The sequence below is a fragment of the Rhizobium sp. NZLR1b genome, assembly GCF_019685155.1.
In the GTDB taxonomy this organism is placed as follows: domain Bacteria; phylum Pseudomonadota; class Alphaproteobacteria; order Rhizobiales; family Rhizobiaceae; genus Rhizobium.
Genome location: NZ_JABDWC010000023.1, coordinates 71,829 through 94,987, shown reverse-complemented (window position 1 = coordinate 94,987; position 23,159 = coordinate 71,829). Strand labels below are relative to the sequence as shown.

Genomic DNA, 23,159 nt, shown 5'->3' with positions numbered 1-23,159 from the left:
AATGTTCTCGGTTTTGCTTCTTCGGTCAAATGAGTTCCCCGTGCTGGAAAGAATACAGGCAGCTGATCAGGCGGCCGTCCGCGCGAGGCGGTCCTGTAGGATCATCTCGGCGCCCTTTTCGCCAATCGCCATACTGATGGCATTGAGATTGCAACTCGGTATCTGGGGGATGATCGACGAATCCACGACCCGCAACCCTTCCACGCCGATGACCTTGAGTTCGGGGGCTACCACGGCTGCCGGATCGATGCCCATCTTGCACGTGCCGCAGGGATGATAGCTACCGGCAGCATTGCCGCGCATATAGTCGATCCACTCGTCGTCTGTCTGGACGTCCTTGCCAGGCTTCATCTCCCCAGTAACGTATGGTGCGAACGCCTTCGAGTTTAGCGCCGCGCGGGCGATCCTGCCTCCCGCCATCAATGTCTGGATGTCGTACGGATCGCTCAGAAGATTGAGCTGGATTTTCGGCTGATCGTAGGGGTCGGCTGAGCGCAGTTCGAGATAACCGCGACTGCGTGAATTGTTGACATTGGGCTGCAGATTGATCGCAGCCTCTTTCTGCATCTCGATGCCTTCGTCGGTGTAATTCGCGGAAAAGGCGCCGAAATGGAACTGGACATCAGGATATTCGAGCTCCGGGCGGGTCCTGACCAGACCCATGCCGGTGTAGGTATAGGTGGCATAGCCCGAGCGATCGAAGATGAACTGCGCGCCGTACTTCAGTATTCCGAGGAGGTTGAACTCCTGGTTCGGTGTCCTGACGTTCACATAGGCCTTCACCTGCGTGCTGGCATGTTCCTGAAGGTTGCGCCCGACGCCGGGGCTGTCGTGGAGCACATCGATGCCATGTGCCTGGAGCTGATTGCGAGGTCCGATGCCAGACAGCATCAAAAGCTTGGGCGAATTGATAGCGCTGGCTGAAAGGATAACCTCGCCTGAGCAGCGTTCGATCCTTGTCCGGCCGCCGACGTCGAATTCCACGCCTGACGCCCGTTTACCGTCGAATACCACGCGACGGACGATGGCACCCGTGACGATCTTCAGGTTGGGACGTTTCTTGATCGGGTCAAGATAACCCCTCGACGCGCTGAACCGCGTCCCCATATGCTGGGTGACGTGGCTTACAGCCGCTCCTTCGGTCGGCTCAGCATTGTAGGACGGATTATTGGGATATCCCAGTTCCTTCATCGCCTCGATAAAGACATAGGCGAGCTTCGGTGGCCTGCGGACGGCGCTGACGACGATCGGCCCGTTCTTGCCGTAGATGTCGGTGACGCCGTCACGGTTTCCCTCAACTTTCTTGAAGTACGGCAGCAACTCGTCATAAGACCAGCCGCGATTGCCGAGTTGCGCCCAATGATCGTAGTCGCCCCGATTGCCCCGGACATAGAACATCGCGTTGATCGAACTGGAACCACCTAACACCTTGCCGCGCGGCACCATATCCTGGCGATTGTTTCGGGTCGGGTCGGGTTCGGCCATGAACTTCCAGTTCAGGCTTTTGTCGGCCATTGCCTTGAAGGCCAGCGACGGCATCATGATGTTGAACCGCTTGTCGCTGCCACCAGCTTCGAGCAGCAGCACCTTGACTGCCGGATCGGTGCTGAGCCTGTTGGCCAGCACGCATCCGGCAGACCCCGCCCCGATGATAATATAGTCCCAGTCCATCAGTTCTTTGTCCGATTACGGGCAATCAGCTTTGCAAGGGTTCGGAACGTGGCGCGCAGGTCGGACTCCGGAATTTCCTCGACCTCCTTGTTCTGAAACTCCTGCCACCTATTGCGGATTGCCTCGCGCAGCTGCCGCCCTGTTTGTGTCAGCGTCAGGCCGCCATCAGCAGAGGTCACCAGCATCGCGCGTTCGGCGAGCGCCGAGATTGCGTCCTCAGTGTCTCGCTGTCCGAGATAAGTGGCTCGCGCCAACGCATCCTTTTTCATGCCGGCATTGTCGTAAAGGCAGGCAAGAACACGGGCGAGGGCTATATCGACGCCCTCGGCACGGCGATGCTCGTCGAATGTCGCCGAGATCAGATGATGAGCGTCGAATATTTGGGAAATGATGGTTTCGGCAGAGGATGTTTCCGGATTGGAGCCCGCGGTCTCGGGAGCCGGCGAGGCATCCGGATGGGAATCTGCGACGCTATATTGCCCCTTGGCAAAGAGAAGCGGCTCGCCGTCGAACCGGCTGGCACGCCGCACGAGACCGATGAGGATCGTGTGATCGCCGCTTTCGACTTGGGAATAAGTCTCGCACTCGAAATGCGCCAGGCAACCGTCGAGGAGCGGCGAGCCGAACTCGCCCGTCGCCCATGCGACATCCGCGAACTTGTCCTCGATCTTGCTCGAGAAATGCTTGGAGATATCGATCTGGGAGGCCGACAGAATATTCACCGCGAACCGGCCGCCACTCTTGAACAGCGCACAGCTGCGTGACGTATGCGCGATCGACCAGAGGATCAGTGGCGGGTCGAGCGACACGGAGGCAAAAGAATTGACGGTGACGGCTGCCCGTTGGCCATTCGTCTCCATGGTGATGATCGCGACCCCTGTTCCGTATTGGCCAAGGCATTTGCGAAATAGCCGACCGTCGATAGCAGGATCGCCTTCCTCGAGCGGCTGGGCGAAAGGCGTTTTGGTCGTGAGGGCAGGGCTGCTGGTCATTTCCGTACTCCCACTTTGTTAGGCGCGTTCGTAACGGCTGGCAGGAACCGGCAGGCCGAGATTTTCGCGAAGCGTACGACCCTCGTATTCCTCGCGAAAGCGGCCGCGCTTGCGCAACTCGGGGAGGACAAGCTCGACGAAATCATCGATGCCGGCTGGAAGGTGCGTAGGTGTGATATTGTAGCCGTCGGCAGCGCCCGCCTCGAACCAGGATTCCATTTCGTCGGCAACATCCTCCGCCGTCCCAACAACGGTTTTGTGTTCCTGCGCCATGCCCAGCTTCTTGTAGAGCTGGCGGATCGTCAGGTTCTGCTTTTGGGCAAGATCGTAATACATCTGCGCACTGCTCTTCAGGCCGACCTTGTCGAGATCTGGCTTCGGAACTGGCCCGTCGAGAGGCAGGTGTGAGAGATCGCCAAAAGACCGATAGAGGAGTTGAAGTCCGACGACCGGATCAATCAGGGATTCGAGCTGCTCATATTTCTCCTGCGCCTCTTCGCGCGTGCGGCCGACAATTGGCGTCAGGCCGAGCATCATGAGCAGATCGGTGCGTTTCCGGCCGTAGCCTTCCAACCTGTCTTTGACCGACCCGTAGTAATCCTGCGCCGACTTGAGATCGTTCTTGGCCATGAAGACCATGTCGCAGTGCCTTGCCGCAATCTGTTGTCCCGGTTCGGACACGCCCGCCTGAACCAGAATTGGGCGCCCCTGCGGCGAATGACGAACGCTAAGCGGTCCACGGACGGAGAAATGCTTTCCCACGTGATCGAGGACATGCATCTTCTTCTCGTCGTAGAAGACGCCGGATTCCTTGTCGATGATGAAGGCATCCTCATCCCAGCTATCCCAGAGACCTGTGACCACCTCGACGAACTCCTGCGCCCGCTCATAGCGGGTGTCGTAGTCGAGCTGCTTGCTCATCGAGAAGTTCCAGGCTTCCTGATCCGACCAGGACGTCACAACATTCCAGGCAGCTCGGCCTCCGCTGATCTGGTCGAGCGAGCCATATTTGCGGGCGATATGGAAAGGCTCGTTGTAGGTGGTGGAGGCAGTGGCGACCAGACCGATGTTTTGCGTAAGCGCAGCCAACGCTGACAGCAGCGTTAAAGGTTCCAGCTCGACGTTATGATGCGAACGGCATATCGAGCCCTTCGGCTTGTCGTCCAATCGGACGCCAATGCCGTCTGCCAGAAATATCATGTCAAACTTGGCACGTTCTGCTGTCTGCGTGACGCCAAGAAACGACTGAAGCATCGAGTTGCCGCCACGGACCGCATCCGGATGGCGCCACGCGCCAACATGATATCCCATGTAGCGTATCGAAAGGCCGAGTTTCATCTGCTTTTTGGTCATGGAGAGCCCCGCTGGCAAACCGAAAACAATCGATCCGGTGGTCGATCGTTTCCAATGAGGTACATATCGTTGGGGCAAAGTCCGCCTTTGGCAGCGCGTTGTAAACGCCGAAAAAACTGCCGTCTTTGTAAAGTCTGGCTTACGTGAACTCCATGCTTCAGGCATTGATGGAAACGCTCCTCATCCAAGGAACTTCCACCATCTGATACGTGTCGCCGCAGAAAAATCTAGGGAACTTTGCGGAAATAAGGTGTTGGAGTACGCACGCGGTATTGCGTACATGTTGGCTAACGATGCCGTTGGTTCATATCTGTTCAAGGCGGGCAGACGTTGAATGACCAGTTTCGGCTCCCTGTCCTATCGGGACGAATGGATGTAGTGCTTGTCACGTTCACCGCTCTGCGTGTGGTTTATTACAGCCGGGCAAACGCGCACTGAAACCTTAAGACAGATCAAGATGGAGATGTTGCTGGAGCTTTGGTAATGATCTCGTGCGGGGAGAGCCCGCCGTGGTCGATGCACCTCGCGCGACTTCTGTATCGCACTAGGAATCCCATGACCGAAGAGGCAGCCCACATCAGTGCGACACTTTTATTGCTTGCGGCAGTGATCGTTCCATGGATCACCCGGCGGTGGCCACTCTGGGCGCGAGCCACGTGGCGTCTGGCCGTGTTTGCCATCCTAACATATTTGGTTTTCCTAACGATCGGGTCGCCGTTTGCGCCGTCGTTCGACGCGCAACAGCCGGGCGAGCAAGTCTGGGAAAAGCTCATTGAAATCGGCTGGTGGCTGATGGCTGCCCAATGTGCGATCGGCATTGCCCGTCTCCTGGTGGTCTTCGAGACCAAGCCACGTGAGTCCCGGATCGTCTCCGATCTGCTGGCCGGGCTCATTCATCTGCTGACGCTGTTTGCGGTAATCAATTTCGTTTTCGCGGTGCCGATCGGCGGACTGCTTGCCACATCTGGCGTCATTGCCATCGTGCTGGGCCTGGCACTTCAGAGCAGCCTATCGGATGTCTTTTCGGGGATCGCCGTCGGCATAGAGCGGCCCTATAGTCCAGGTGACCTGGTTTGGGTCGAAGGGGGGATCGAGGGCCGGGTGATCCAAGTCAACTGGCGTTCCACACACATCGCCACGATGAACCGCGACGTGGCCATTGTGCCGAACAGCGTCATGGCGAAGGCGCGACTCGTCAATCACAGCATGCCAACGACCGTTCGTGGCGTCTCGATCACCGTCCGGCTTGCAGCCAACGAACGGCCGGATCGTTGCATGGCGGTGCTGACGGCAGCGGTCAAGACCTGCATGCTGATGTCCGATACCCCGGCACCAAGCGTGGCCCGCACCGAACTACAGGGCGATGGCGTCGCATATGATATCAGCTTCTCGATCCCAAGCGTCGAGGTGCTGGTTGCTGCCCGAACTGAGCTGCTCGGGCATGTCCAAAATCATTTGCGCCATGCGGGGATTGCCCTCGCCGTGCCGGGCGTGCCTATCCGGAAGCGCCCTGAAGTACCGACTGCTGCAACATTGCTGCAGGAATCGGACTGGTTCGGCGTGCTCACAGAGGCCGATCGAAATCTTTTGGCGGAGCATTTAATCGAGGTTTGGTTTGCAGCCGGTGATAAGTTGATGAAGCAGGGGGATGACCCGCAGATGCTGTTCATCCTCGCCTCGGGAACGGTCGAAATTTCTAGCGATTCCCCGCCATCGAGCAGCGTTATCATCAGATTGGGACCGGGGAGCAGTTTGGGGGCGGTCGGCATGATTACAGGCACGCCCTATGCCGCTACTGCGACGGCGTTGACGTCGGTTTCCGCCTATTGCCTGAACAGGAAAGGCGTCAGCGATGCCATGGAGGCACGGCCGGAACTCATTACCAGCCTCGAAGTGTTGGCCCGCAGGGGGCAGGAGATGCAGCACACGGACGTGGTTGCCTTGCAAAGCGATCACTTCGATGAGCCGGGAATGTTTCTGTCGAAGCTGCGCAGCTTCCTGCGCAAGATTTCGGAGAGCCCCGAAAACGAGGACCATCGGCGAAATTTCCGGCGCTAACGGCCTTACACAACCGGAAAGCGGTGCCCTTGCGTTCCGCGAATCCGGTGATGATCAGAGCCTCTTTGCCGACAAGCTCAACGACAGATGCCGGGCGTATGGGCAGCAGTGTTCGTCGCGACGATCCCGGATATAACCTCGTCGCCCGGCCGTCATGGCCGAGCCAGGGCTAGGACTTTATTGGCGACGCAACGGTCCGATCTACATGCGAGACCACATTTGTCACCTGCGTTCCGCATTCGGCAACACCGTTAGGCGAAAAACTGGTCTAGCCAAGAAGGCGCATTTGCTGAAGGATGCGGTAGAGCGATGCACGGTCCTCGTTTGCAAGACTTCGCGGTGTAGCTTCGATCCTTTGCTAGAGATCCCCCCATTTGAGAAGTAGCACCCGTGCGGTCATCGGTTTTCACTGTTACAAGGGCGGTACTTGCGACCGCTGGATTCGCAATGGCACTGACCGCCTGTGGTTCTCGGCCTTCTGGGGCGTCCTCACCCCTATCGGGCCGTCGCAAGCTTCAGCGCAGACCGTTCGCCTTATCGCTGCAACGAATCGAGCGAGGTCGCCCGATGGGAAGAGTTACGATGGCAAGTGGACGAGCGCTCTCTCAATTGAGCGTTACAGCCTCTCAGTTCCGATAAATCGAAATGGGACGGAAATCGACTACCCCATCAAGGGACGCGATCAGAAAGGCCGATACTTCGTAGTTCAGCGAGAGTCCCTTACACCAAATCGCTTCGTCGGCGCAATCACAGACGCTCCCGACTTTGATGGAACGGTTGCAATCTTCGTGCACGGTTACAACAACAGCTACCAAGAGGCTCTTTATCGGACAGCCCAGATGGCCGCAGACGTGCCATCTGGAGGTCCTCCAATCTTATTTGCATGGCCTTCGGCGGCGAGCGTGTTGGGTTATGTAGCTGACCGAGACGCAGCTATATACTCGCGCACAGCGTTGACTGCTGTAGTAGGGGCAGTCGGGAAATCACCGAAGGTGAAGCGTATCATTCTCCTTGGTCACAGCATGGGCGGTTTTCTTTCAATGGAAGCGGTCAGACAGTTGAGATTACGGGGCGAAACGAAAACGCTCGATAAGCTGCAGATTATCCTCGCTTCTCCCGACATTGACGTTGACGTATTCCAATCGCAAATGCTGGACATCGGAACGCTGCCTACACCAATTACGCTGCTTGTATCAAAATCAGATCGGGCGCTAATCGTATCGAGCATCCTCGCAGGGGAGCGCGAACGTGTAGGGAAAGTGGATATTGATGACCCAATCGTCGAAGCCGCTGCAAAAGCAAACAAATTGCGGGTCGTCGACATATCATCGCTGAAGTCCGTCGATGGCCTTGGTCACGACCGATTTGCCACTTTTGCTCGTATCGGAGGTCGATTGGTGCGGGAAGAGGTTCAAAATAGAAAGAGCATTGGAAACGTGGGCGTATTTGTATTCGATGCTGCCGGAAGTGCCGTGACCAGCCCATTCAGAGTGGCCGGTGCTATAATCCGGCAATAAGCATCTCGACCATCGTTGATGTCGTTTTACAAGCGGGTCAACGAACCGTGACCATAAGGATTCGTGTCGAGTACAAGTTACCCGATGTTGATTTACTCAGGTACAAGCTCATGTGGGCGGCGCCGAACGGACAAATGCGCGTGCGCATTTCTCAAGGTCGATAGACCTGACCAAATAGTCAAGGGCGCCATCGTCTAGTCCGGCAACCCGATCTGAGAGTTCTCCGCGAGCACAGCCGGGAAGCCGATTCTTATCGGTTCTTATGAAATCGAGCTGTCGCGAGTTCATCTCTGCTCACTAATCTCGGGCTCTCTATTCTAACGTCCAAAAACAGCCGACCCCGGTCCGCCGAATGGCAATTTCCGCCTCGTAACTGGAGCAGTGGCCTCTGTTCCAACTCACCTGAGCCACTGCAGATTTCAGACGTTCCGGCACGTCAGCTACTACGGGAGCGGGTTCGTTGTCGCGAAGGAGTAGCGCGCGATCTTCCATGCGTCGTCTGTACCCTTTTGGAAGATGAACAGTTCGTGGTTGGCGTCTGGGACGCGCTGTTTTATCGCGTTCACCGTCACGTGACCCTTCGAGTTCGTCCGGACGAACGCCCAATGCGGAGCGACTTGAACGACCTCCTCGACGGTCAACTCGGTATCGAAGGTGATCGCCTGGAAGATGCCATTGTAGGCAGCCCTGATTGCATCGGTGCCGACTGCCGACGGGTTGTTCGGGGCCATGAAAACGCCGTCGGGTGCAAATACAGCCATTACGTTGTGGGTGTCCGACGCGTTCAGCGCAGTCTCGTAGTTCAGCAATGCCTCTTCGATGCCAGACTGAGCCGAAGCGGCGTCTGCGGTTTTGCCTGCGAAATTCATTAGCTTTTTCATAACTGCCAGCCTTGTTGGGTTCAAGTGGGTGTTGTTGAACAATGGGTCGCGTCCGGTTCTTGCTTCAGAAGGGATCCAAAAGCTATCGCCGGCCGCGACTTGTCTTGCGCGGCGCGAGGGCCGCCACTGACGAAAAGAGTAGCCTGTCCGCTGGCTTTACTTGTCCCCGTAGTAGCCGCCGAAGTATTTGACGGGCGACCAATCCGGAAGGATCACGGGCAGTTGCGGCGACAGGGCGATATAGTCCTGCGCCCCAAACACGACCCTGCCGTCCATGACGGTCAGAACGGAGGAAACGGATTTGATCTGATCCTCCGGCACGGAAAAGTAATCCCTGTCGAGAACGGCGAAATCAGCGAGATTGCCCGGAGCGATCATGCCCATTTCGGATTCCGCATTCATGAACCACGCCGGACCCCTGGTCCACAGTCTCAGGGCTTCGGTGCGAGAGAGGCGGTTGTCCTTTGCAAGAACTTCGGATCCGGACACAGACTTTCCAGACACCATCCAGCTAAGAGCGACCCATGGATTGTAGGTAGCTGCCCGGAAAGCGTCGGTGGTCATGGCAAGGGGAATGCCACTGTCCACGAGCATGCGCAAACGCGGCGTCTGCAACGCCTTTTCGCGACCATATGTCTTGATGAAACCATCCGCGTGCAGCGCCATCTTGGCGTCCAAGGCGATGCCGCCGCCTAGCTTTTTCACTCGCTGGATGTTCTCGGGAGTAATGGTTTCTGCGTGCTCGAGGCTCCATTTCAGACCATCGAACGGGATCTGTTCGTTCACTTTTTCCAGAGCGTCGAGAAAGGGAGAGATGTTTTCATTGTAGCTGATGTGCATGCGGAACGGGATGCGCCGCTCAACCAGCTTTTTCACGTCCTGCTCAACGAAGCGCTTCATCTTTTCCGGGTCGATGATGACCGCCGGACGATCGAAGTTCTCATGATCGTGCACTTCCCCGTCCAAAACTTCCCCAGCGCCTTCATATTCGGTGCCATGGGCCAGGGTGGGATGCAGGTTTTGCCCAGGGCTGATCGGTGCTGTCGTCGTGATCGCGTCGAGTTCGAGGTTCACCATGTTTACCGGACCACTGCCGTTGCCGAGTTGCAAGTCCACAAACGGCATTCGCACATTCAGGCGATTGTCGCGCGCAAGTAAGGCAACCCTCCTCTGACCTTCGGGATACGCCCACCTGCCGCCGTTATCGATGATCGAGGTTACGCCAAACCGGTTGAGACCTCGAATACTATTGATTACCGAACTCACCTGTTCATCGAACGTTGGCTGCGGCACAACTGTCTCAAGGGCGAGAAACAACCAGGTGTAACCATGGATAATACCGGTTGGGTTGCCAGCAGCGTCTTTCTCGATTTCGGTGTCCGGTACTTTTGGAAACCGGTCGGTCCCCAGACCAAGGGTTTCCATCGCCAGCTTGTTCAAAAACGCCTCATTGTAGGCATATTGAACGATCAGGGGACGATCGGGCACAGCCTTCTGAAGTTCGTCCAGCGTCGGAAAGCGGTTTTCCTCAAACTGGTAGGGGGACCAGCCTCCAATAACCTTGACCCATTGGCCCTCCGGGGTGCGCTTGGCCTGCTCACTGAGCATCGTCAACGCCTGACGCAGCGTTGGCACGCCGTCCCATCGAACATTGTAGTTATAGGCGAGGTCGTTAAGGACGTGGATATGGGCATCGGAAAGGCCAGGGATAAGCCGCCGGCTGTGGGCATCAATTACCTTCGTCGCAGAACTCTTCAGATCAAGAATGTCCGTGTCAGAGCCCACGGAATAGATGCGACCGCTCTTAACAGCTAAAGCCGAAGCTTCGGGTTGCCCACGGTTGCCGGTAAAGATCTTTGCGTTGAAAACGATCAAATCAGCGCCGCGCTCGTCCTGCGCCGTTTGCGCTTGGACCGCAGAGAAAGTGGAGATTGTCGCTAACGCGATGAGTATTCGTCTGATCATTTTACCCCCAAACGGCTATTTCAGCGATTATGGCGAGCCAAAGCAGCGCCTTCTGGATTTGTGTGCGGACGGAGTGCTCCGTTCAGAGAAGCCACGGGGAATCTCTGGCATGGGCCAGTTTTGAGGCGCGTTGCGATGACGCTCATCCAAAAAGTCCACCGCGGCGAACCTGTCACTCTCTTTAGCAACCCACTAGTCACCAGCCTTGCGACGCAATGTTGCAAGAAGAGGAACGCCATCTGGATGTTATAGCGGAAGTTTCTCTCGAAGGTGGTGATGGACGCAGATGTCGTCCAAGCGCGGGCTGGGATCGGGAATGGCGTTCTCGTTTTTGCGACACAGTTTCGCGGTTGCTGAGACTTGCGGCAGAGCCACGCAACATTAATAAGGTAACTCGAACGGCCAGAAGAGAGACGCGTCGCTACAGGAGCGGACCTGATAGCGTATCCGATTCCGATCAAGTCCTGCGGCTTTCTGACCGCCGTAGAGATTGCTTAAGCTTAAGGCAAAGCCTTGGTTATTTCTTCAACCTGCCACTGCTGGTTTGCCTGTGTTCAAGCCGCTGACCTGCGGTCGCCTCCGACGGCTAAGCGGATACAGGCAATACCGGCGAAACGCGTCCGCCGGTATTACCGACACTGGTTTTACCGGCGGCACTCGCGCCGATCAGGGTCGCGCCTGCAGCGATCCCTGCGTGCCTGGTCAGCCATGTCCTGAGCGTCTTTGGCGATCTCCATGGTCAATCGGGTTCGCTCAAGCGAATCCAGTTGCTGGGTGTCGCGCCGACGCTGTTGTTCGAGCATGCAGTTGCTGTAGGCAGACGAGCCGTAGGGCGCTCCAAAGCTTTGACACGTGCCAGCATCCCGTTGGAACCTCACATGTTGTCGCTCCTCGCTCGAAACACAACCTGTTAAAGCGATGCCGAATAAGGCGACCGATATGATGATCGTCGGCTTCCGAGTTCGTTCGACGGATGGACGTTGCAGCATTCGATTGATCTCCATTCATGGGATTGGGTGTTGGCCGTTCATTGGCGGCGCAAGCGGTGGGCGCCGGCGGTCTAGATGACCTCCTCAACCAACAGGAGCTGCAGATGACCAGACGAAGATTGCGGCAACATTGTCCAGATCTGCAAAAGCACGGCAAGCAGCTACGTTGGCCGGCTAGTTACTCTCTCCACCAGACCCATGCCCAATGTGAAATCGCTTGCGACGTTTGCCCCCAACCTTTGAAGTTCATAGCTTCTCAGGAGGTGAGGGCGCTCACGCTGGGGTGACGAAGCGTTTACGTCACCAGATCATTGCATCGGTGCAAAGCCTATCGCTGACGCACCGCTGTTTGCGCCATTGTAGACGCAATGAAGGACGACGCTTGGCCAAACGGAACCTGTTGCTCGAAACAAGGACGCAGATAATACGCCCACCATGATGGCGATCGGCAGTATCACGCTGAGGCCGTGCGCAAGTCCAAAAATAATTGAACTCAGAACAACACCGGCAAAGGGTCCGTAACGGTTAAGACCGTTCGCGACCACGCCGCGAAACAAGACTTCCTCGCCGAAGGGGGTGAAGATAGCGCCACCCAGAAAGGACAGGACAAGTGGCAGCATTCCTCCCCGCGCGGCCGCGTGTAGGATGGTCTGCGGATCATTGCTCCCGAACCACGATAGGTAAGTAAATTAGATGATCAGGTTGAAAACATAGCCCAGGATCCCGGTCCCGGCAGCGATCAAAAGCCACCGGGATGACGTAGGCCTGAACCCGAATGCGCTTGACGTCCGTATCCGAAACCAGAATGCGAGTGCGAAGGCACCGAGGCAGACAAAGCCGCCGGCGGTCGAGCCGACGATGCCCAAAAGGACAGGGTTTTTGTCGGGGAGAAGTCCCATGAGCAAGCCGAAAATAACAAGAAGGACCACATACGTGGCGAGCCCGATCAGTATCTCGACCCAACCTGGCCTTTCCAATTGACTATCTGTCATGACTACCAGCCCCTGTATGATATACGGCGTCAATCGAGATGAACGATGGGCCTGGCAGCCCGCCAAGACGATCCGCCTCGTATAGATGTGCAGAGGAACGTTGCGCCAACATTGGCTGCGTTACATATCTTGAATTGCCGGAAACCCTACCCTGACGATCGTACCCCCGCTGGTCGCCGTCGCAATGTTGATGTGCCCCCCGTGATGATCGACGACTTGCTTGACGAGGTTAAGACCCAGGCCAGCACCAGCGGAACGCGGTCTTAAACGATAGAATGGCTCGAATATTCGTAGCTGCTCTTCTTTCGATATGCCACGGCCGTTGTCCTCAACCTCAAAGGAGGCGCCGTCGACCCGCACCAGGATTTGTTCACCACCGTGTTCAACCGCATTCTGTATAAGGTTCGTAAGTGCTCGCTCAATCGAGATCGCGTTGCCAATCATCATCCCGGGCTTGTCGATGGTCACCTCAATTGATTTCCCTGAGGCGACAAGCATGGGCGCAAGATCGGCGGCGACGTTGCGTGCCATCAGAGAAACATCGATCCGATCGGCTGGTGTTCCACTGTCCAGACGGTGAATATCCAGCAATTGTTCAGAGAGGTTCGCTAGCCGCAACACGTCTGGTAGAAGCGAGCGTGTGCCCTTTTCGTTTGCGGCATCAATCTTCATGCGCAATATTGCGATGGGTGTTCGCAGCTCATGGGCGGCTGATGCTATGAAACGTCGCTGGCGGTCGAAAGCATCATCGAGACGGCCGAGCGCTCCATTAAAAGCGCGAACCAGAGGACCTATCTCACGCGGGATCTTGTCCTCAGATAGTCGGAAACCGCGACGGTCTGCATCTATTTGCTCTGCCTCCTCTGCAACCGTTGTGACGGCGGCTAAGGCACGCTTGACAATGATCGGTGTCGCGATAACGGAGACAAGCGCCAGGGCGAGAAATATGGATATGGCTACAACATTCGACGCCATCGTGATCAGCACTGTGAATGGCTGGACACGGCCGTGCGCAATGATTTTCATTTCGCCTGCCGGCCCGGTCACCGATCGCACGACCGCGGATAGCCTAAATGGTGCCACGTGCCCGCGTATGTCCGCGGAGGAAAGTTTATCAAGGTGGGGAACAAGAGAAGCGAGCTCCGGTGGCACCTCGCCGTAAGTAATCACACTGCCGTCGGACAGACGTGCCCCGAACCAGAGGTCCGGCGACTCCTTTTGAAGTTCCGCCATTTCGGGCGTGACCCCAACTATGGGAGCTCCATGATTGTCGCGAGCAATCGAATTTGCAGCGACCTTTGCGACACCTTCGTCAGCGTACATCCCATCGAGGGTTGAATTCACGAAGAAGACGACCAGGCCGATGGCCGCGATCGCGATCGCCAGAAACTGAAGGACAAGCTGCCGAAAAATCAGGCGAGCCTTCAGAGAGGGTTGCGAGCGCCTCAATCTGCCGCCCTGAGAAGATAGCCTACGCCTCTGACCGTATGGACTTCGATGCCAGCGCCGGCATCTTTCAATTTTCGACGAAGACGTGAGACGTGTGAATCAAGTGTATTCGACTCGATGTTATCGTCGAAGCCATAGACAGCTTCCTCGAGAGACTCGCGCAGGACAACGCGTCCCCGCCTGCGTAGAAGTGCGGTAAGGACGCTCACCTCCCGCCTCTGCAAATTTAGCCGCGTCTCTTTTACTCGCGCTTCACCAAAAGCCATGTCGAATACCAGATCACCAATTTCGATCTCGTCCGGCACCAGCTCGCTCGGACGACGCTGCACGGCACGGATTCGAGCGAGCATTTCTTCCAGATCGACAGGTTTGACCAGATAATCGTCGGCACCATCGTCCAGCCCGGCGACCCGATCAGACAGTTCTCCGCGAGCACTTAGCACAATGATTGGTACACCAGGAGTATCCATACGGAACTGCGGAATCAGGTCAAGACCGTCGCCGTCAGGTAGCGTGCGATCCAGTAAGATAAGGTCATGCACTCCCGACCTCGAAGCTTCACTGGCGAGCGATATGCTGTCCACCCAGTCGACCACAAAACGATCGCGGCTGAGCGCACCTCTTAAGGCCTTCGCAAATTCAGCTTCATCTTCAACGAGCAGGACCCTCATGTCTCCCCTATCGTGCGACCACGCATGGTTCCATGCGGTCCGATCCGAACATTTAGTCCGAGGTCGGACCTGGAATTGGTAGGTTAATCCTCCAAGTAAGGCTCAAGTTAGACAAGTTATTGGCGCTTAAGCTTTCGTTCAGTCCACTGATGCTGCTGCTTTGAGGATGACATTTGCCGTCTCGTCAGGGTGGGACATGTAGACCATATGGCTTGAAGCGATATCGGTTGTTTCACTTCCGGCGCGCTTGTACATCCAGCGCAACAGAGCTGGCGGAATCACCTTGTCTTCAGTCGATACAATGCCGAAGGTAGGCTTGTCGTGCCAGGCGGCGTGCTTGAACCGGGTCTGGTAGGGCTCAAGTGTCATCGGCTTGGACGATGCCGACATGAAATCGGTAACTTCTTTTGGCAGGTCCGCAGCGATACTCTCGCGATACGTACTAGGAGACGGAACAAAGCTCTGCTTGTCGAGCATTTTCATATCAATCTTCATGGGAAAGCGCTGGGAGAGTTCGGTGAGATTTTCACCTTCGTCCGGTTGGAGCGCTGCGACATAAACCATCGCCCGAACTTTATCCTCGTTACCTGCCTCGGTGATGACCGCCCCGCCGTAGCTGTGCCCCACCAGGACAGTCGGACCATTTTGCTGCTGTATGACCAGACGGGTCGCTGCGATGTCATCAGCAAGGCTCGTATGTGGTAGCTGAACCGCGCTGACAGAAAGGCCTTTTGCCGTCAGGATCTCATAGACGCGCCGCCATCCGGATGCGTCCATCGTCGCACCATGAACGAGCACCACGTTCTGCGCGCCGGCATAGACTGGGTTGCAAATTGCCACGCCGGCAAAAAGGGTGAGCAGGAACTTTCTCATAATCATTTCTTCCTCGGCCTTTGATGGGGACGGTTGGAAGATAGCTCTTGCTGCGGTTATCGATTAGGCCATAATATTTGCATAAAGATATCGATGAGTTGAATAAATGGATCGTCTTGTTCTTCGTGACCTTGCCGTATTCGAGACAGTTGCGAGGCATCGAAGCTTCACTGCCGCAGCCGCAGAGCTCGGGATTTCACAGTCTTCTCTGAGTTATGCCGTGAGCCAGCTTGAAAGCCGCATCGGCATGGCGCTCCTGGCCCGAACTACGCGAAACGTTTCGCCTACACAAGCGGGCCAGAAACTGCTCGATACGTTGGTGCCGGCCCTTCAGGATATCGGTGATGGTCTGGCAGGCCTTCAGGAAATGCGCACGACAATTTCCGGTTCGGTTCGATTAACTATGGTCCCTGTCGCCTACGAGACGATACTCAGACCAGCGATGAGATCGTTCCGGGAGACGTTTCCGAATGTCTCCGTGGAAATCTCGATCGACGAAGGATTAAGCGAAATCGTTTCCGACGGCTTCGACGGCGGGATCCGGTTCAACACGCTCATCGAAAAGGATATGGTCTCGGTGCCTTTGACCTCCTCGACCGCTGTATCTATCGTGGCCTCACCAGAATATCTCGAAAAGCGTGGGGTGCCGCTTGAGCCCGAAGAGCTCGCCAGTCATGCCTGCATAGGTTACCGCTATGTCAGTTCCGGCAGGCTTTATCGATGGCCGTTGACGAAGGGCAAACAGAAGGCCGAGTATGCTACCGATGGTTCTTTGGTCCTCAACGATGGCGAAGCGATCCGCGCCGCAGCATTGGACGGGCTCGGATTGGCTTACCTGTTTCGTTCGCAAGTCCACAGCGACATCGTTTCGGGGAAACTGGTGCCGGTCTTAATGGATTGGCTTAGCGACCTGCCAGGGTTTAGTCTGTATTATCCGGACAGGACACGGACAGCTCCCGCGTTCAGAGCGATGATCGATCATTTGAAACATATACATCGTTCAAAATAAGAAACCTTCGACTTCAACAGCTCTGGACCGGCTGATCGATAACTTCAGGCCCTGACTGCGGCTCGTCGCGGAATAGGCGAGACGCTAGTCCAATCGGCAACATGTACGTCGGTCCAAGCCAACGTTCACGGTCGCTGGTGTTCCCAAGAAACTCGCCTTGCCGTGCTCGCCCTCATCAGCATGCCTGCGAGCGTATTTAGCTCAGGCTACGCGTGTCAAAACATGCGCGAAGTTCGTGTTTCAACGTTTTTGTCACCGTTTGCATGGAAATGCCGGATATGGGCGCTGTGTTCGTGATGTCGGGTCTGATCGACAGATGCCCACTCTTCAATGAGAACAAACAGTCCGGGCTTTCCCCCGTCTTCAAACAGATCGTACCTGATGTTTCCGTCCTCGTTGCGCGAAGGCTCGACGAGAGCGGACAGCTCTCTCCGAGTCCATCCTCTTTGCCCGCTGTCGATGGGAGGCCGACGACGAGGTTTACTTCGCTCAATGGTTCTCTCCCTCAGCAAAATGCGGCGGCTGCGTTCGCGACCGCCGCTCTTTTTGATCAATCAAGCAGCAAGTTAAGCTGCTTTTTCAGGATTGAAGCCGTCGGCGCTTTCAAAGACGTCCATAAAGCCTGGCACTGTTGCGTCACGCGACCAGTCGCGCTGGAGCTCACAATACATCTGTACACGGCTGATCAGCTTGGCTCCGGCCTGTTCGACCCGACGTAGGGCAGCCTCATGTGCAGCCAACGACGTACCGCCGACTGCGTCTACCGGAACGTAGACCTCATAGCCTTCCTGAAGTGCATCAAGTGCGGGGAAGGTCAGGCATGCCTCTGTCCAGAGCGCCGTCATGATAAGCTTGCGGCGCCCGAGGGACTTGACGGCTTGTTTGAACTCGGTGTCCTCCCAGCTGTTAATCGAAGTCCGGTCATACGTGGGCAGGTGACCAAGCACATCCTGCAGTTCCTGGATCGGTGGCTTGTTGCGCCCGGTCTTGATGTTGACGGTTGAATGGATAATCGGCAGGTCGAAATTGACCGCTGCTTTTGCCGTGCTGACGATGTTGAACACCAGTTCGTCCCGCGGCATCGAGCGAATTGAAGAGACCTGGATCGGTTGATAGTCGATAATTATAAAAGCTGCATTATCTGGCGTGAGCAGATGGTCTGTCCTCGGATTGCGAATTGCCTCGCTGGTCATGAAAAGATCTCCTTGATTGAACATTCCGCGCTAAGTACGGGCCGGAGCCCGGATCAGGTGGAAGGGCAAGCGCGCTCCCGCCCACAGGTCAGTGAGAAGGACCTGTCCTTCCCGAGACATTTTAAGAGGCATTGACGATGCCTTTTTCGATAGGCCTTCCACGTCCGCCGACGACCGTAAATAACGCGCTGGCGCGCCGGAAATATCCGATGGCCGCCCGTCACCGAGTGCGCGCCCGAAATCCTAGATCTCAGTGATCGACCGCTAACCCGTGCCGCATTAACGATCTCAAACGTAAAAACGAGCCGCGATGGGGATAGTCCTCGTCATGACGGGAATGTTGCGCACGTAAGACCTCCTGTTCGAAAAGCAGTAATATCGACGGCGGACGGGCAGTTGTAGTCGCGGGAAACGATTAACTGTGTCGCAGAAACAGGAACGAGGGGTTGCTTCGGTTGCCGCTTCCGTGGAGCCGACGAGCTTTCGATCCGGGAACGCTAGAAAATACAAGAAGCAAGATTTGTGGTTGTTGTCAGTTCAGACGCTCTTATGCTCGTTGGGAAACGTACCTTGGTGTCCTGGTTGTACCAGATATTCCCTCCAGCCAGCGCCGGGACTACCGGCTACGATAGATGAATTCCGGTTGCTCGCGTGACTATCTACGTCAGCCTGCTCCACCAGCAATTGCCGCAGCGGCGAGGGGTTGCAGACGGGATCGGTAGCCGAAGCGTCCTCGTGCCAGCGCAATGGCCTGGCAGCGGCAGCCGCCGAAATCGATCGCCTTGCGATCGCAGCTGCGGCGCAGCTCCGGAATCAACTGTCGCCGCGATAGGCATTGAAAGCCTTGCCGTCGTACCAGATCTCCGCCAGAGGCCGGGTCCCGCACATTGTCGAACTGCAGCGAGGGAGGGTTTCGGCCGCGTGGCAGGGCAGGACCTTACCGGACGGCGTGACGTTCAACCCGGTGCGGGCCCAGCCGCACATGCAGGCCTTGGGGTAGCTGGCGTCATGGTCGGCTCCGACATAGTCGATGACGATTACGCCTTCGAGGCGCTTGCGGGCCTCCTCGACGAATGCGTTAGCGCGCAGGAACTGTTCCTTGGTCGGCATCAGCGCGCCTTGCGGTTCCGGTCGGCCCAGCCGTGAAACTGCACCGTGGCGATCTCGATGCGCCGGGCGCCGAGCTTCACGGCGAGGTCCAGCATGTCGCCCATCTGGTCCATGTTCTGTTTGTGGCAGACGGCGTTGACGGTGAGCGGAATGCCGGCGGCGTGCGTCCGTTCGGCGACCGCGATTTTGCGGACATCCACCCTTGTAGCCACCCGCCTTGTCAGCCGACGCCGGTGTCGCGCCTTGAATTGAGCGCTGCAGATGATCGAGCCCAGCTTCAGAGAGTGCTGGGATCCGCTTTTCGGTAAGGCCGATGCCGGAGGTGATGAGATTGGTATAGAGACCCGCCCCGGCAGCGGCAATCGTCAGTTCAACCAGATCGCCCCGCGCCGCCGGCTCGCCACCGGAGAGATGGAGGTGCAAAACGCCGAGCGCTGCCGCCTGCTGGACATTGTACAACGTAAAAGGGACCGTCGGATCCTGTTCCCAGGCACCAGATGTCGATGGTGGTGTCCCTCAAAACACCACCACTCCGGATCGCCGAACAGGGCTCGTTAACGTCGACGATTGGTTCAAAGCGCCGGTGAGCTGGCTATGTTTTATGGATACGACGAAATCGCTTCATTGCTGGCGGAAGCGGAGGAGAGCTGAGCCCTCCGCTGCGGAAACAGAACTGCGCCAGGCAACGTTCTGCCGCCTGATACCGCCAGGGGGGCGTCGTACCTTGCCGGCGCTACAAGGCCAAGCTTGTCATGCAATTCGGCCCCCGCCCTCGGCAGGAAAGGCAGGAGACAACGCGCTACAATGGCGAGGCCGTGAACCTGCTCCGCCAATGTGGCCCCGAGGCGATGCGCGATCGCGGCTCGCTTGTCTGTTTCCATGTGTCCGAGCAGTGCTCTCGCATCCGCCCAGGGAGCCTGCCGCGTAAATTCTCTGTTCGCCTCGCCCAGATAGACAAAAATCTCGGTGAGGCCGACATGAAGCTCATAATTGTCGAAAGCCTGATGAACTCTTTCGTAAAGTCCTGATGCTTGTCGCACCAGCGCACTGTCCGGGACTTGAGGTGTGATTCCATCGAACGCATTGCCCAGAAGTGTCAGCACCCGGTTCGCCAGGTTTCCCAGTTGTCCGCCAAGTTCCCCCGACCATACTGCCTCCAGCCGTTCTTCGGAAAAGTCGCCGTCATCTGCGGAGCGGATATGCCGAAGCAGATAGTATCTGAGGGCATCCGGTGTGCCGTACGCCTCGATGAGGCGATCCGGGGAAATTCCGTTTCCGGCCGACTTGCCGATTTTCCTGCCGTCGACCGTGAGATAGCCGTGTACGAAGATGGATGAGGGCAGGGGTAGTCCGGCGGATGACAATATTGCCGGCCAATAGATGGCATGGAATTTCGAGATGCCCTTTCCGACGAAATGGATGCGTTCGCCATCACCGGCCCAGTAGCGCTGATAGACCAAGTCGTCAGATCCGTGCCCGAGGCCGGTCAAGTAATTGGCGAGCGCATCAAACCAGACGTAAACGACCTCGTCGCTGCCGGGGACCGGCACGCCCCATCCGCGCGCCCGCTCTGAGCTGCGCGACACGCTGATGTCCGTCAGTCCACGCCGGAGCAGGGCGACGACTTCGTTGCGTCTGTGCGCAGGCGTAACCTGAAGCTTTTGCGTTTCGATCAGATCAAGGATCTGGTCGCCGTATCGGGAAAGGCGGAAAAACCAGTTTTCTTCCCGAATGAGTTCAAGGGCCACGCCGTGCTCGGGGCATTTCCCGTCATCGAGTTCCGATGGTTCGTAAAACTGCTCACAGCCCACGCAATATAAGCCTTCATAAGCCTTCCGATAAAGATCTCCTCTGGCGTTGCAGGCATTCCAAAGGGAGTGGACGCAAGCGAGGTGTCTTGGATCGCGCGACGTGCGAACGAACTCGTCGTTGGAGATATCAAGCTGTCTGCCGAGCCGTTCGAAGCTGTCGCCGTGGGCCGCGACAAAATCTGCAACACCTTGGCCCACGGCTTCTGCCGCGCGCACATTTTTCAGGCTGTTGTCGTCGGTCCCACACTGAAACCGAACATCCTTCCCGAGAAGCCGAAAATGGCGAGCATAGGCATCGGCCTGCACAAGTTCGAGTGCAAAACCGACATGCGGTGAGGAGTTCACATAAGGTATGGAGGTGGTGAGGTATTTGGACGATGTTTTCATTGGAGTGTCCTCTCGAAAGCTGGAAAGGCCCTGGAGGCGGATCACCAAAGAAAAACCGCCTCGAAGGGCGGTCTCTGATGCACCGAAGACGCACGAAACCCGCCACGCTATGAGCGCAGCATCATCATCGTGGCGTTGATCGGGTTACAATGCATGATTTAAGCGATAGCATCTGCCGACCCGTACAACAAGGCATTATGCGTTCCGCGCGCCACGCGACACTGTTTTGCAGATTTCATTGCACGCCTTCATCCCGGGTTGCCGATCACGGGTTCGGCCGACACGGAACGGTGCCGTTCGTATTTGGCATGACCGACCTCAGCCGTTTCGCGATGACAGGATTGTAACTGCCAGTCGATGAGGACGCTGACGACGCGAATCCCGCGGCGAAGCCCGCAGCGGAAGCAATCCGGTCGACTTCAAAATGTGAACGCTACCCTTGCGCCGATCATTCGACTTCTTTGTCAAACCCCACCGCGCCCTCGCTGCCGGCTGGGTTTCCAAAACATTCGATGAGCATTTCGGTGAGCGTCCTCACTTTTCTCGTAGGGTATTGGCTGGGCGGCCTGACGACGAAAATGCCGGCTGGCGGTATCGGGTGGCGTGTCATGATCGACACAAGTGCGCCCGAAGAGATGTGATCTGCAACAAGCGGCTCCGGCAGGTAGGCTATTCCGACCCCGTCCAGAGCGGCCGCCAGAAGCGATACCGCGTTATCGGCGACGAAACGCCCCTGGGGTCGAACCAATACAATCTTGTCGCCATCCATAAACTTCCAGGTTTCTGCATCCCGCATAGCGACTTCATGATCCGCAATTTCATCCGGTGTTGACGGAGCACCGTGAGCCTCGATGTAGGAAGGACTCGCTACCAGCTTGCCAAAGATTGGTCCGACGCGTTTTGCGACGAGATTTGAGTCCGGCAGGTGCCCCATCCGAATTGCGCAATCAAAACCCTCTCCGACGAGATCGACGAAACGATCCGTATAGCAGGAATGGATGGTTAGCTTCGGGTGTCGGCGCGCCATCTGGGAGAGGATGGGAGCAAAATGCGTTGGACCAAATGATAGTGGTGCGGCGACCCGCATACGCCCCCGGAGCTCCCCGGCTGGCAGAATTGTTTCGCGTGCCGTCTCCAGTTCCGCGGAAATCCGGGCTGCATATTCCCTGAATGTAGCACCTGCTTCGGTGAGCGCTACACCACGGGTTGTCCTTGCAAGTAGCTGTGTCCCAAGGTCTGCTTCAAGCTGGGTAATCCGTCGGCTGACCATCGATTTTGAAATGCCCAGCCGCAACGCTGCTGGCGACACCCCACCTGCATCAGCAACCTCAACGAATATCCGCAGATCCTCTATTTCCAACTCGCGTTCCCTTTCCTGCAACACAGCATGACACAACCGAGGACTACCGAGCCACAAAAGAGAATGGCAGGTTCCGCGGTGGATGGCTTTCCGAAGGCGTCCTCGTACCGAGCTTTATTAACCTGCAATACAGGATGTATCCATGACCTTTCGTAACGGCCTAGATTCTCTCCTTCGTCCCGAAGATTCTGTTCTCGTCCTTATCGATCATCAGCCTTATCAGCTGACCAACGTTAATAGTCACGACCCTCAGGCTGTCGTCAACAACACGACTGCGCTGGCCAAGGTGGCCAAGGCCTTCGGTGTTCCGACGATCCTTACCAGTGTCATTGCCGATCGCGGCGGTAAGCTTTTCAAGCAGATCACCGATGTTTTCCCGGGGCAGGAAGTGATCGACCGGACGTGGATCAATACGTGGGAAGACAAGAACGTGGTGGACTTGGTCAAGGCGACCGGGCGTAAGCAACTGATCATCGCAGGACTCTGGACGGAAGTCTGTGTTGCGATGCCCGCAATCCAGGCCGCTGGCGAAGGCTGGGACGTGACCGTCATAACCGACGCATCGGGCGGAAGCTCCGTCGAGTCTCACCAGGTCGCCATACAGCGCATGATCGCAGCCGGCGTCAACATGATGACGTGGCTGGCCTTGGCTAGCGAATGGCAGCGGGACTGGGCGCGCACCCAGCATGTCGAGGAACTGACCGAGGTGCTGATATCGCATATGGCTGGCAGCGGCATCGCCTACATGTGGGAACAGCAGCTGCTTAACACGCCGGTGACGAACGCCCCGGCAGGAATTTAACGATGGCCGGGATGACGAGGAAACCGATGGGGGCACCGGAACACTGCGGACGATCCGTCTATCCTCGTCGTTCCTT

General features: G+C 56.8%; 18 protein-coding genes and 1 pseudogene. 4 read left to right on the top strand and 15 right to left on the bottom strand.

Translation table 11 applies throughout. From position 1 onward, the window contains the following. Positions 1-66 precede the first annotated feature (66 nt). Genes HJB84_RS26490 through HJB84_RS26480 form a run of 3 tightly spaced genes read right to left on the bottom strand, consistent with a single transcriptional unit; the run spans position 67 to position 4,016 of the window. Entirely contained in the window at positions 67-1,671 is a 1,605-nt protein-coding gene (locus HJB84_RS26490) for a GMC family oxidoreductase (RefSeq protein ID WP_221117371.1), read from the bottom strand. Then, entirely contained in the window at positions 1,671-2,663 is a 993-nt protein-coding gene (locus HJB84_RS26485; protein ID WP_221117370.1) for a flavin reductase, read from the bottom strand. The genes HJB84_RS26490 and HJB84_RS26485 overlap by 1 nt, the downstream gene beginning before the upstream one ends. Before the next feature lie 18 nt (positions 2,664-2,681). Next, the gene (locus tag HJB84_RS26480; protein ID WP_207586158.1) at positions 2,682-4,016 is read right to left on the bottom strand and encodes an LLM class flavin-dependent oxidoreductase; all 1,335 of its coding nucleotides are present in this window, start codon (positions 4,014-4,016) and stop codon (positions 2,682-2,684) included. A 555-nt stretch (positions 4,017-4,571) separates the two neighbouring features. On the opposite strand from HJB84_RS26480, the gene HJB84_RS26475 reads away from it, so the two are divergent. Together HJB84_RS26475 and HJB84_RS34025 are read left to right on the top strand one after the other, a co-directional pair. Beyond that, positions 4,572-6,074, top strand: a complete 1,503-nt coding sequence (locus HJB84_RS26475) for a mechanosensitive ion channel family protein (protein WP_221117369.1) — start codon at positions 4,572-4,574, stop codon at positions 6,072-6,074. Positions 6,075-6,862: 788 nt separating this feature from the next. Further along, the gene (locus HJB84_RS34025; RefSeq protein WP_311044130.1) at positions 6,863-7,591 is read left to right on the top strand and encodes an alpha/beta hydrolase; all 729 of its coding nucleotides are present in this window, start codon (positions 6,863-6,865) and stop codon (positions 7,589-7,591) included. A gap of 443 nt (positions 7,592-8,034) precedes the next feature. On the opposite strand, the gene HJB84_RS26465 is transcribed toward HJB84_RS34025, so the two are convergent. The 7 genes from HJB84_RS26465 to HJB84_RS26440 form a co-directional block, all read right to left on the bottom strand. Beyond that, positions 8,035-8,514 carry an SgcJ/EcaC family oxidoreductase gene (locus HJB84_RS26465; RefSeq protein WP_221117368.1) on the bottom strand — a complete coding sequence of 160 codons (480 nt, stop codon included), beginning with the start codon at positions 8,512-8,514 and terminating at the stop codon, positions 8,035-8,037. Between the two features lie 114 nt (positions 8,515-8,628). After that, positions 8,629-10,437, bottom strand: a complete 1,809-nt coding sequence (locus tag HJB84_RS26460) for an amidohydrolase (RefSeq protein WP_221117367.1) — start codon at positions 10,435-10,437, stop codon at positions 8,629-8,631. A gap of 1,297 nt (positions 10,438-11,734) precedes the next feature. Continuing rightward, the gene (locus tag HJB84_RS33740) at positions 11,735-12,046 is read right to left on the bottom strand and encodes a CPBP family intramembrane glutamic endopeptidase (RefSeq protein ID WP_259671177.1); all 312 of its coding nucleotides are present in this window, start codon (positions 12,044-12,046) and stop codon (positions 11,735-11,737) included. Between the two features lie 69 nt (positions 12,047-12,115). Further along, on the bottom strand, positions 12,116-12,418 hold the full coding sequence (locus HJB84_RS33735) for a hypothetical protein (protein WP_259671176.1): 303 nt from the start codon (positions 12,416-12,418) through the stop codon (positions 12,116-12,118). A 120-nt stretch (positions 12,419-12,538) separates the two neighbouring features. After that, complete coding sequence (locus tag HJB84_RS26450; protein WP_221117366.1) at positions 12,539-13,867, bottom strand: HAMP domain-containing sensor histidine kinase; 1,329 nt, start codon at positions 13,865-13,867, stop codon at positions 12,539-12,541. Continuing rightward, positions 13,864-14,538 (bottom strand): response regulator transcription factor, encoded by a 675-nt coding sequence (locus HJB84_RS26445; protein WP_221117365.1) that lies wholly within the window; start codon positions 14,536-14,538, stop codon positions 13,864-13,866. Before HJB84_RS26445 ends, HJB84_RS26450 begins: the two co-directional genes overlap by 4 nt. A 138-nt stretch (positions 14,539-14,676) precedes the next feature. Beyond that, a complete protein-coding gene (locus tag HJB84_RS26440) occupies positions 14,677-15,411 on the bottom strand; it encodes an alpha/beta fold hydrolase (protein WP_221117364.1) in 735 nt (244 codons plus the stop codon). 106 nt (positions 15,412-15,517) lie between these two features. Here HJB84_RS26440 and HJB84_RS26435 point away from each other — a divergent pair, with 106 nt between their 5' ends. Then, positions 15,518-16,420 (top strand): LysR family transcriptional regulator, encoded by a 903-nt coding sequence (locus HJB84_RS26435; protein WP_221117363.1) that lies wholly within the window; start codon positions 15,518-15,520, stop codon positions 16,418-16,420. Positions 16,421-16,635: 215 nt separating this feature from the next. On the opposite strand, the gene HJB84_RS34180 is transcribed toward HJB84_RS26435, so the two are convergent. The 5 genes and pseudogenes from HJB84_RS34180 to HJB84_RS26410 all read right to left on the bottom strand — a co-directional run bounded on the left by HJB84_RS34180 (position 16,636) and on the right by HJB84_RS26410 (position 22,281). Further along, a complete protein-coding gene (locus tag HJB84_RS34180) occupies positions 16,636-16,932 on the bottom strand; it encodes an antibiotic biosynthesis monooxygenase family protein (protein ID WP_405049248.1) in 297 nt (98 codons plus the stop codon). A 54-nt stretch (positions 16,933-16,986) separates the two neighbouring features. After that, a complete protein-coding gene (locus tag HJB84_RS26425; protein ID WP_221117361.1) occupies positions 16,987-17,613 on the bottom strand; it encodes a hydrolase in 627 nt (208 codons plus the stop codon). Between the two features lie 616 nt (positions 17,614-18,229). Then, positions 18,230-19,167: pseudogene (gene pqqE, locus HJB84_RS26420) on the bottom strand (pyrroloquinoline quinone biosynthesis protein PqqE); the annotation flags it as partial. 155 nt (positions 19,168-19,322) lie between these two features. After that, a complete protein-coding gene (gene metG / locus HJB84_RS26415) occupies positions 19,323-20,921 on the bottom strand; it encodes a methionine--tRNA ligase (RefSeq protein ID WP_221117360.1) in 1,599 nt (532 codons plus the stop codon). A gap of 448 nt (positions 20,922-21,369) precedes the next feature. Continuing rightward, a complete protein-coding gene (locus HJB84_RS26410; protein WP_221117359.1) occupies positions 21,370-22,281 on the bottom strand; it encodes a LysR family transcriptional regulator in 912 nt (303 codons plus the stop codon). A 142-nt stretch (positions 22,282-22,423) separates the two neighbouring features. On the opposite strand from HJB84_RS26410, the gene HJB84_RS26405 reads away from it, so the two are divergent. Next, entirely contained in the window at positions 22,424-23,083 is a 660-nt protein-coding gene (locus tag HJB84_RS26405; RefSeq protein WP_221117358.1) for a hydrolase, read from the top strand. Positions 23,084-23,159: the final 76 nt, after the last annotated feature.

Bases quoted from the DNA above. Each gene is read 5' to 3' on its own strand.
- HJB84_RS26490 (WP_221117371.1), bottom strand. From the start codon at position 1,671: ATGGACTGGGACTATATTATCATCGGGGCGGGGTCTGCCGGATGCGTG.
- HJB84_RS26485 (WP_221117370.1), bottom strand. From the start codon at position 2,663: ATGACCAGCAGCCCTGCCCTCACGACCAAAACGCCTTTCGCCCAGCCG.
- HJB84_RS26480 (WP_207586158.1), bottom strand. From the start codon at position 4,016: ATGACCAAAAAGCAGATGAAACTCGGCCTTTCGATACGCTACATGGGA.
- HJB84_RS26475 (WP_221117369.1), top strand. From the start codon at position 4,572: ATGACCGAAGAGGCAGCCCACATCAGTGCGACACTTTTATTGCTTGCG.
- HJB84_RS26460 (WP_221117367.1), bottom strand. From the start codon at position 10,437: ATGATCAGACGAATACTCATCGCGTTAGCGACAATCTCCACTTTCTCT.
- HJB84_RS33740 (WP_259671177.1), bottom strand. From the start codon at position 12,046: ATGCTGCCACTTGTCCTGTCCTTTCTGGGTGGCGCTATCTTCACCCCC.
- HJB84_RS33735 (WP_259671176.1), bottom strand. From the start codon at position 12,418: ATGACAGATAGTCAATTGGAAAGGCCAGGTTGGGTCGAGATACTGATC.
- HJB84_RS26445 (WP_221117365.1), bottom strand. From the start codon at position 14,538: ATGAGGGTCCTGCTCGTTGAAGATGAAGCTGAATTTGCGAAGGCCTTA.
- HJB84_RS26440 (WP_221117364.1), bottom strand. From the start codon at position 15,411: ATGAGAAAGTTCCTGCTCACCCTTTTTGCCGGCGTGGCAATTTGCAAC.
- HJB84_RS26435 (WP_221117363.1), top strand. From the start codon at position 15,518: ATGGATCGTCTTGTTCTTCGTGACCTTGCCGTATTCGAGACAGTTGCG.
- HJB84_RS26425 (WP_221117361.1), bottom strand. From the start codon at position 17,613: ATGACCAGCGAGGCAATTCGCAATCCGAGGACAGACCATCTGCTCACG.
- metG (WP_221117360.1), bottom strand. From the start codon at position 20,921: ATGAAAACATCGTCCAAATACCTCACCACCTCCATACCTTATGTGAAC.
- HJB84_RS26405 (WP_221117358.1), top strand. From the start codon at position 22,424: ATGACCTTTCGTAACGGCCTAGATTCTCTCCTTCGTCCCGAAGATTCT.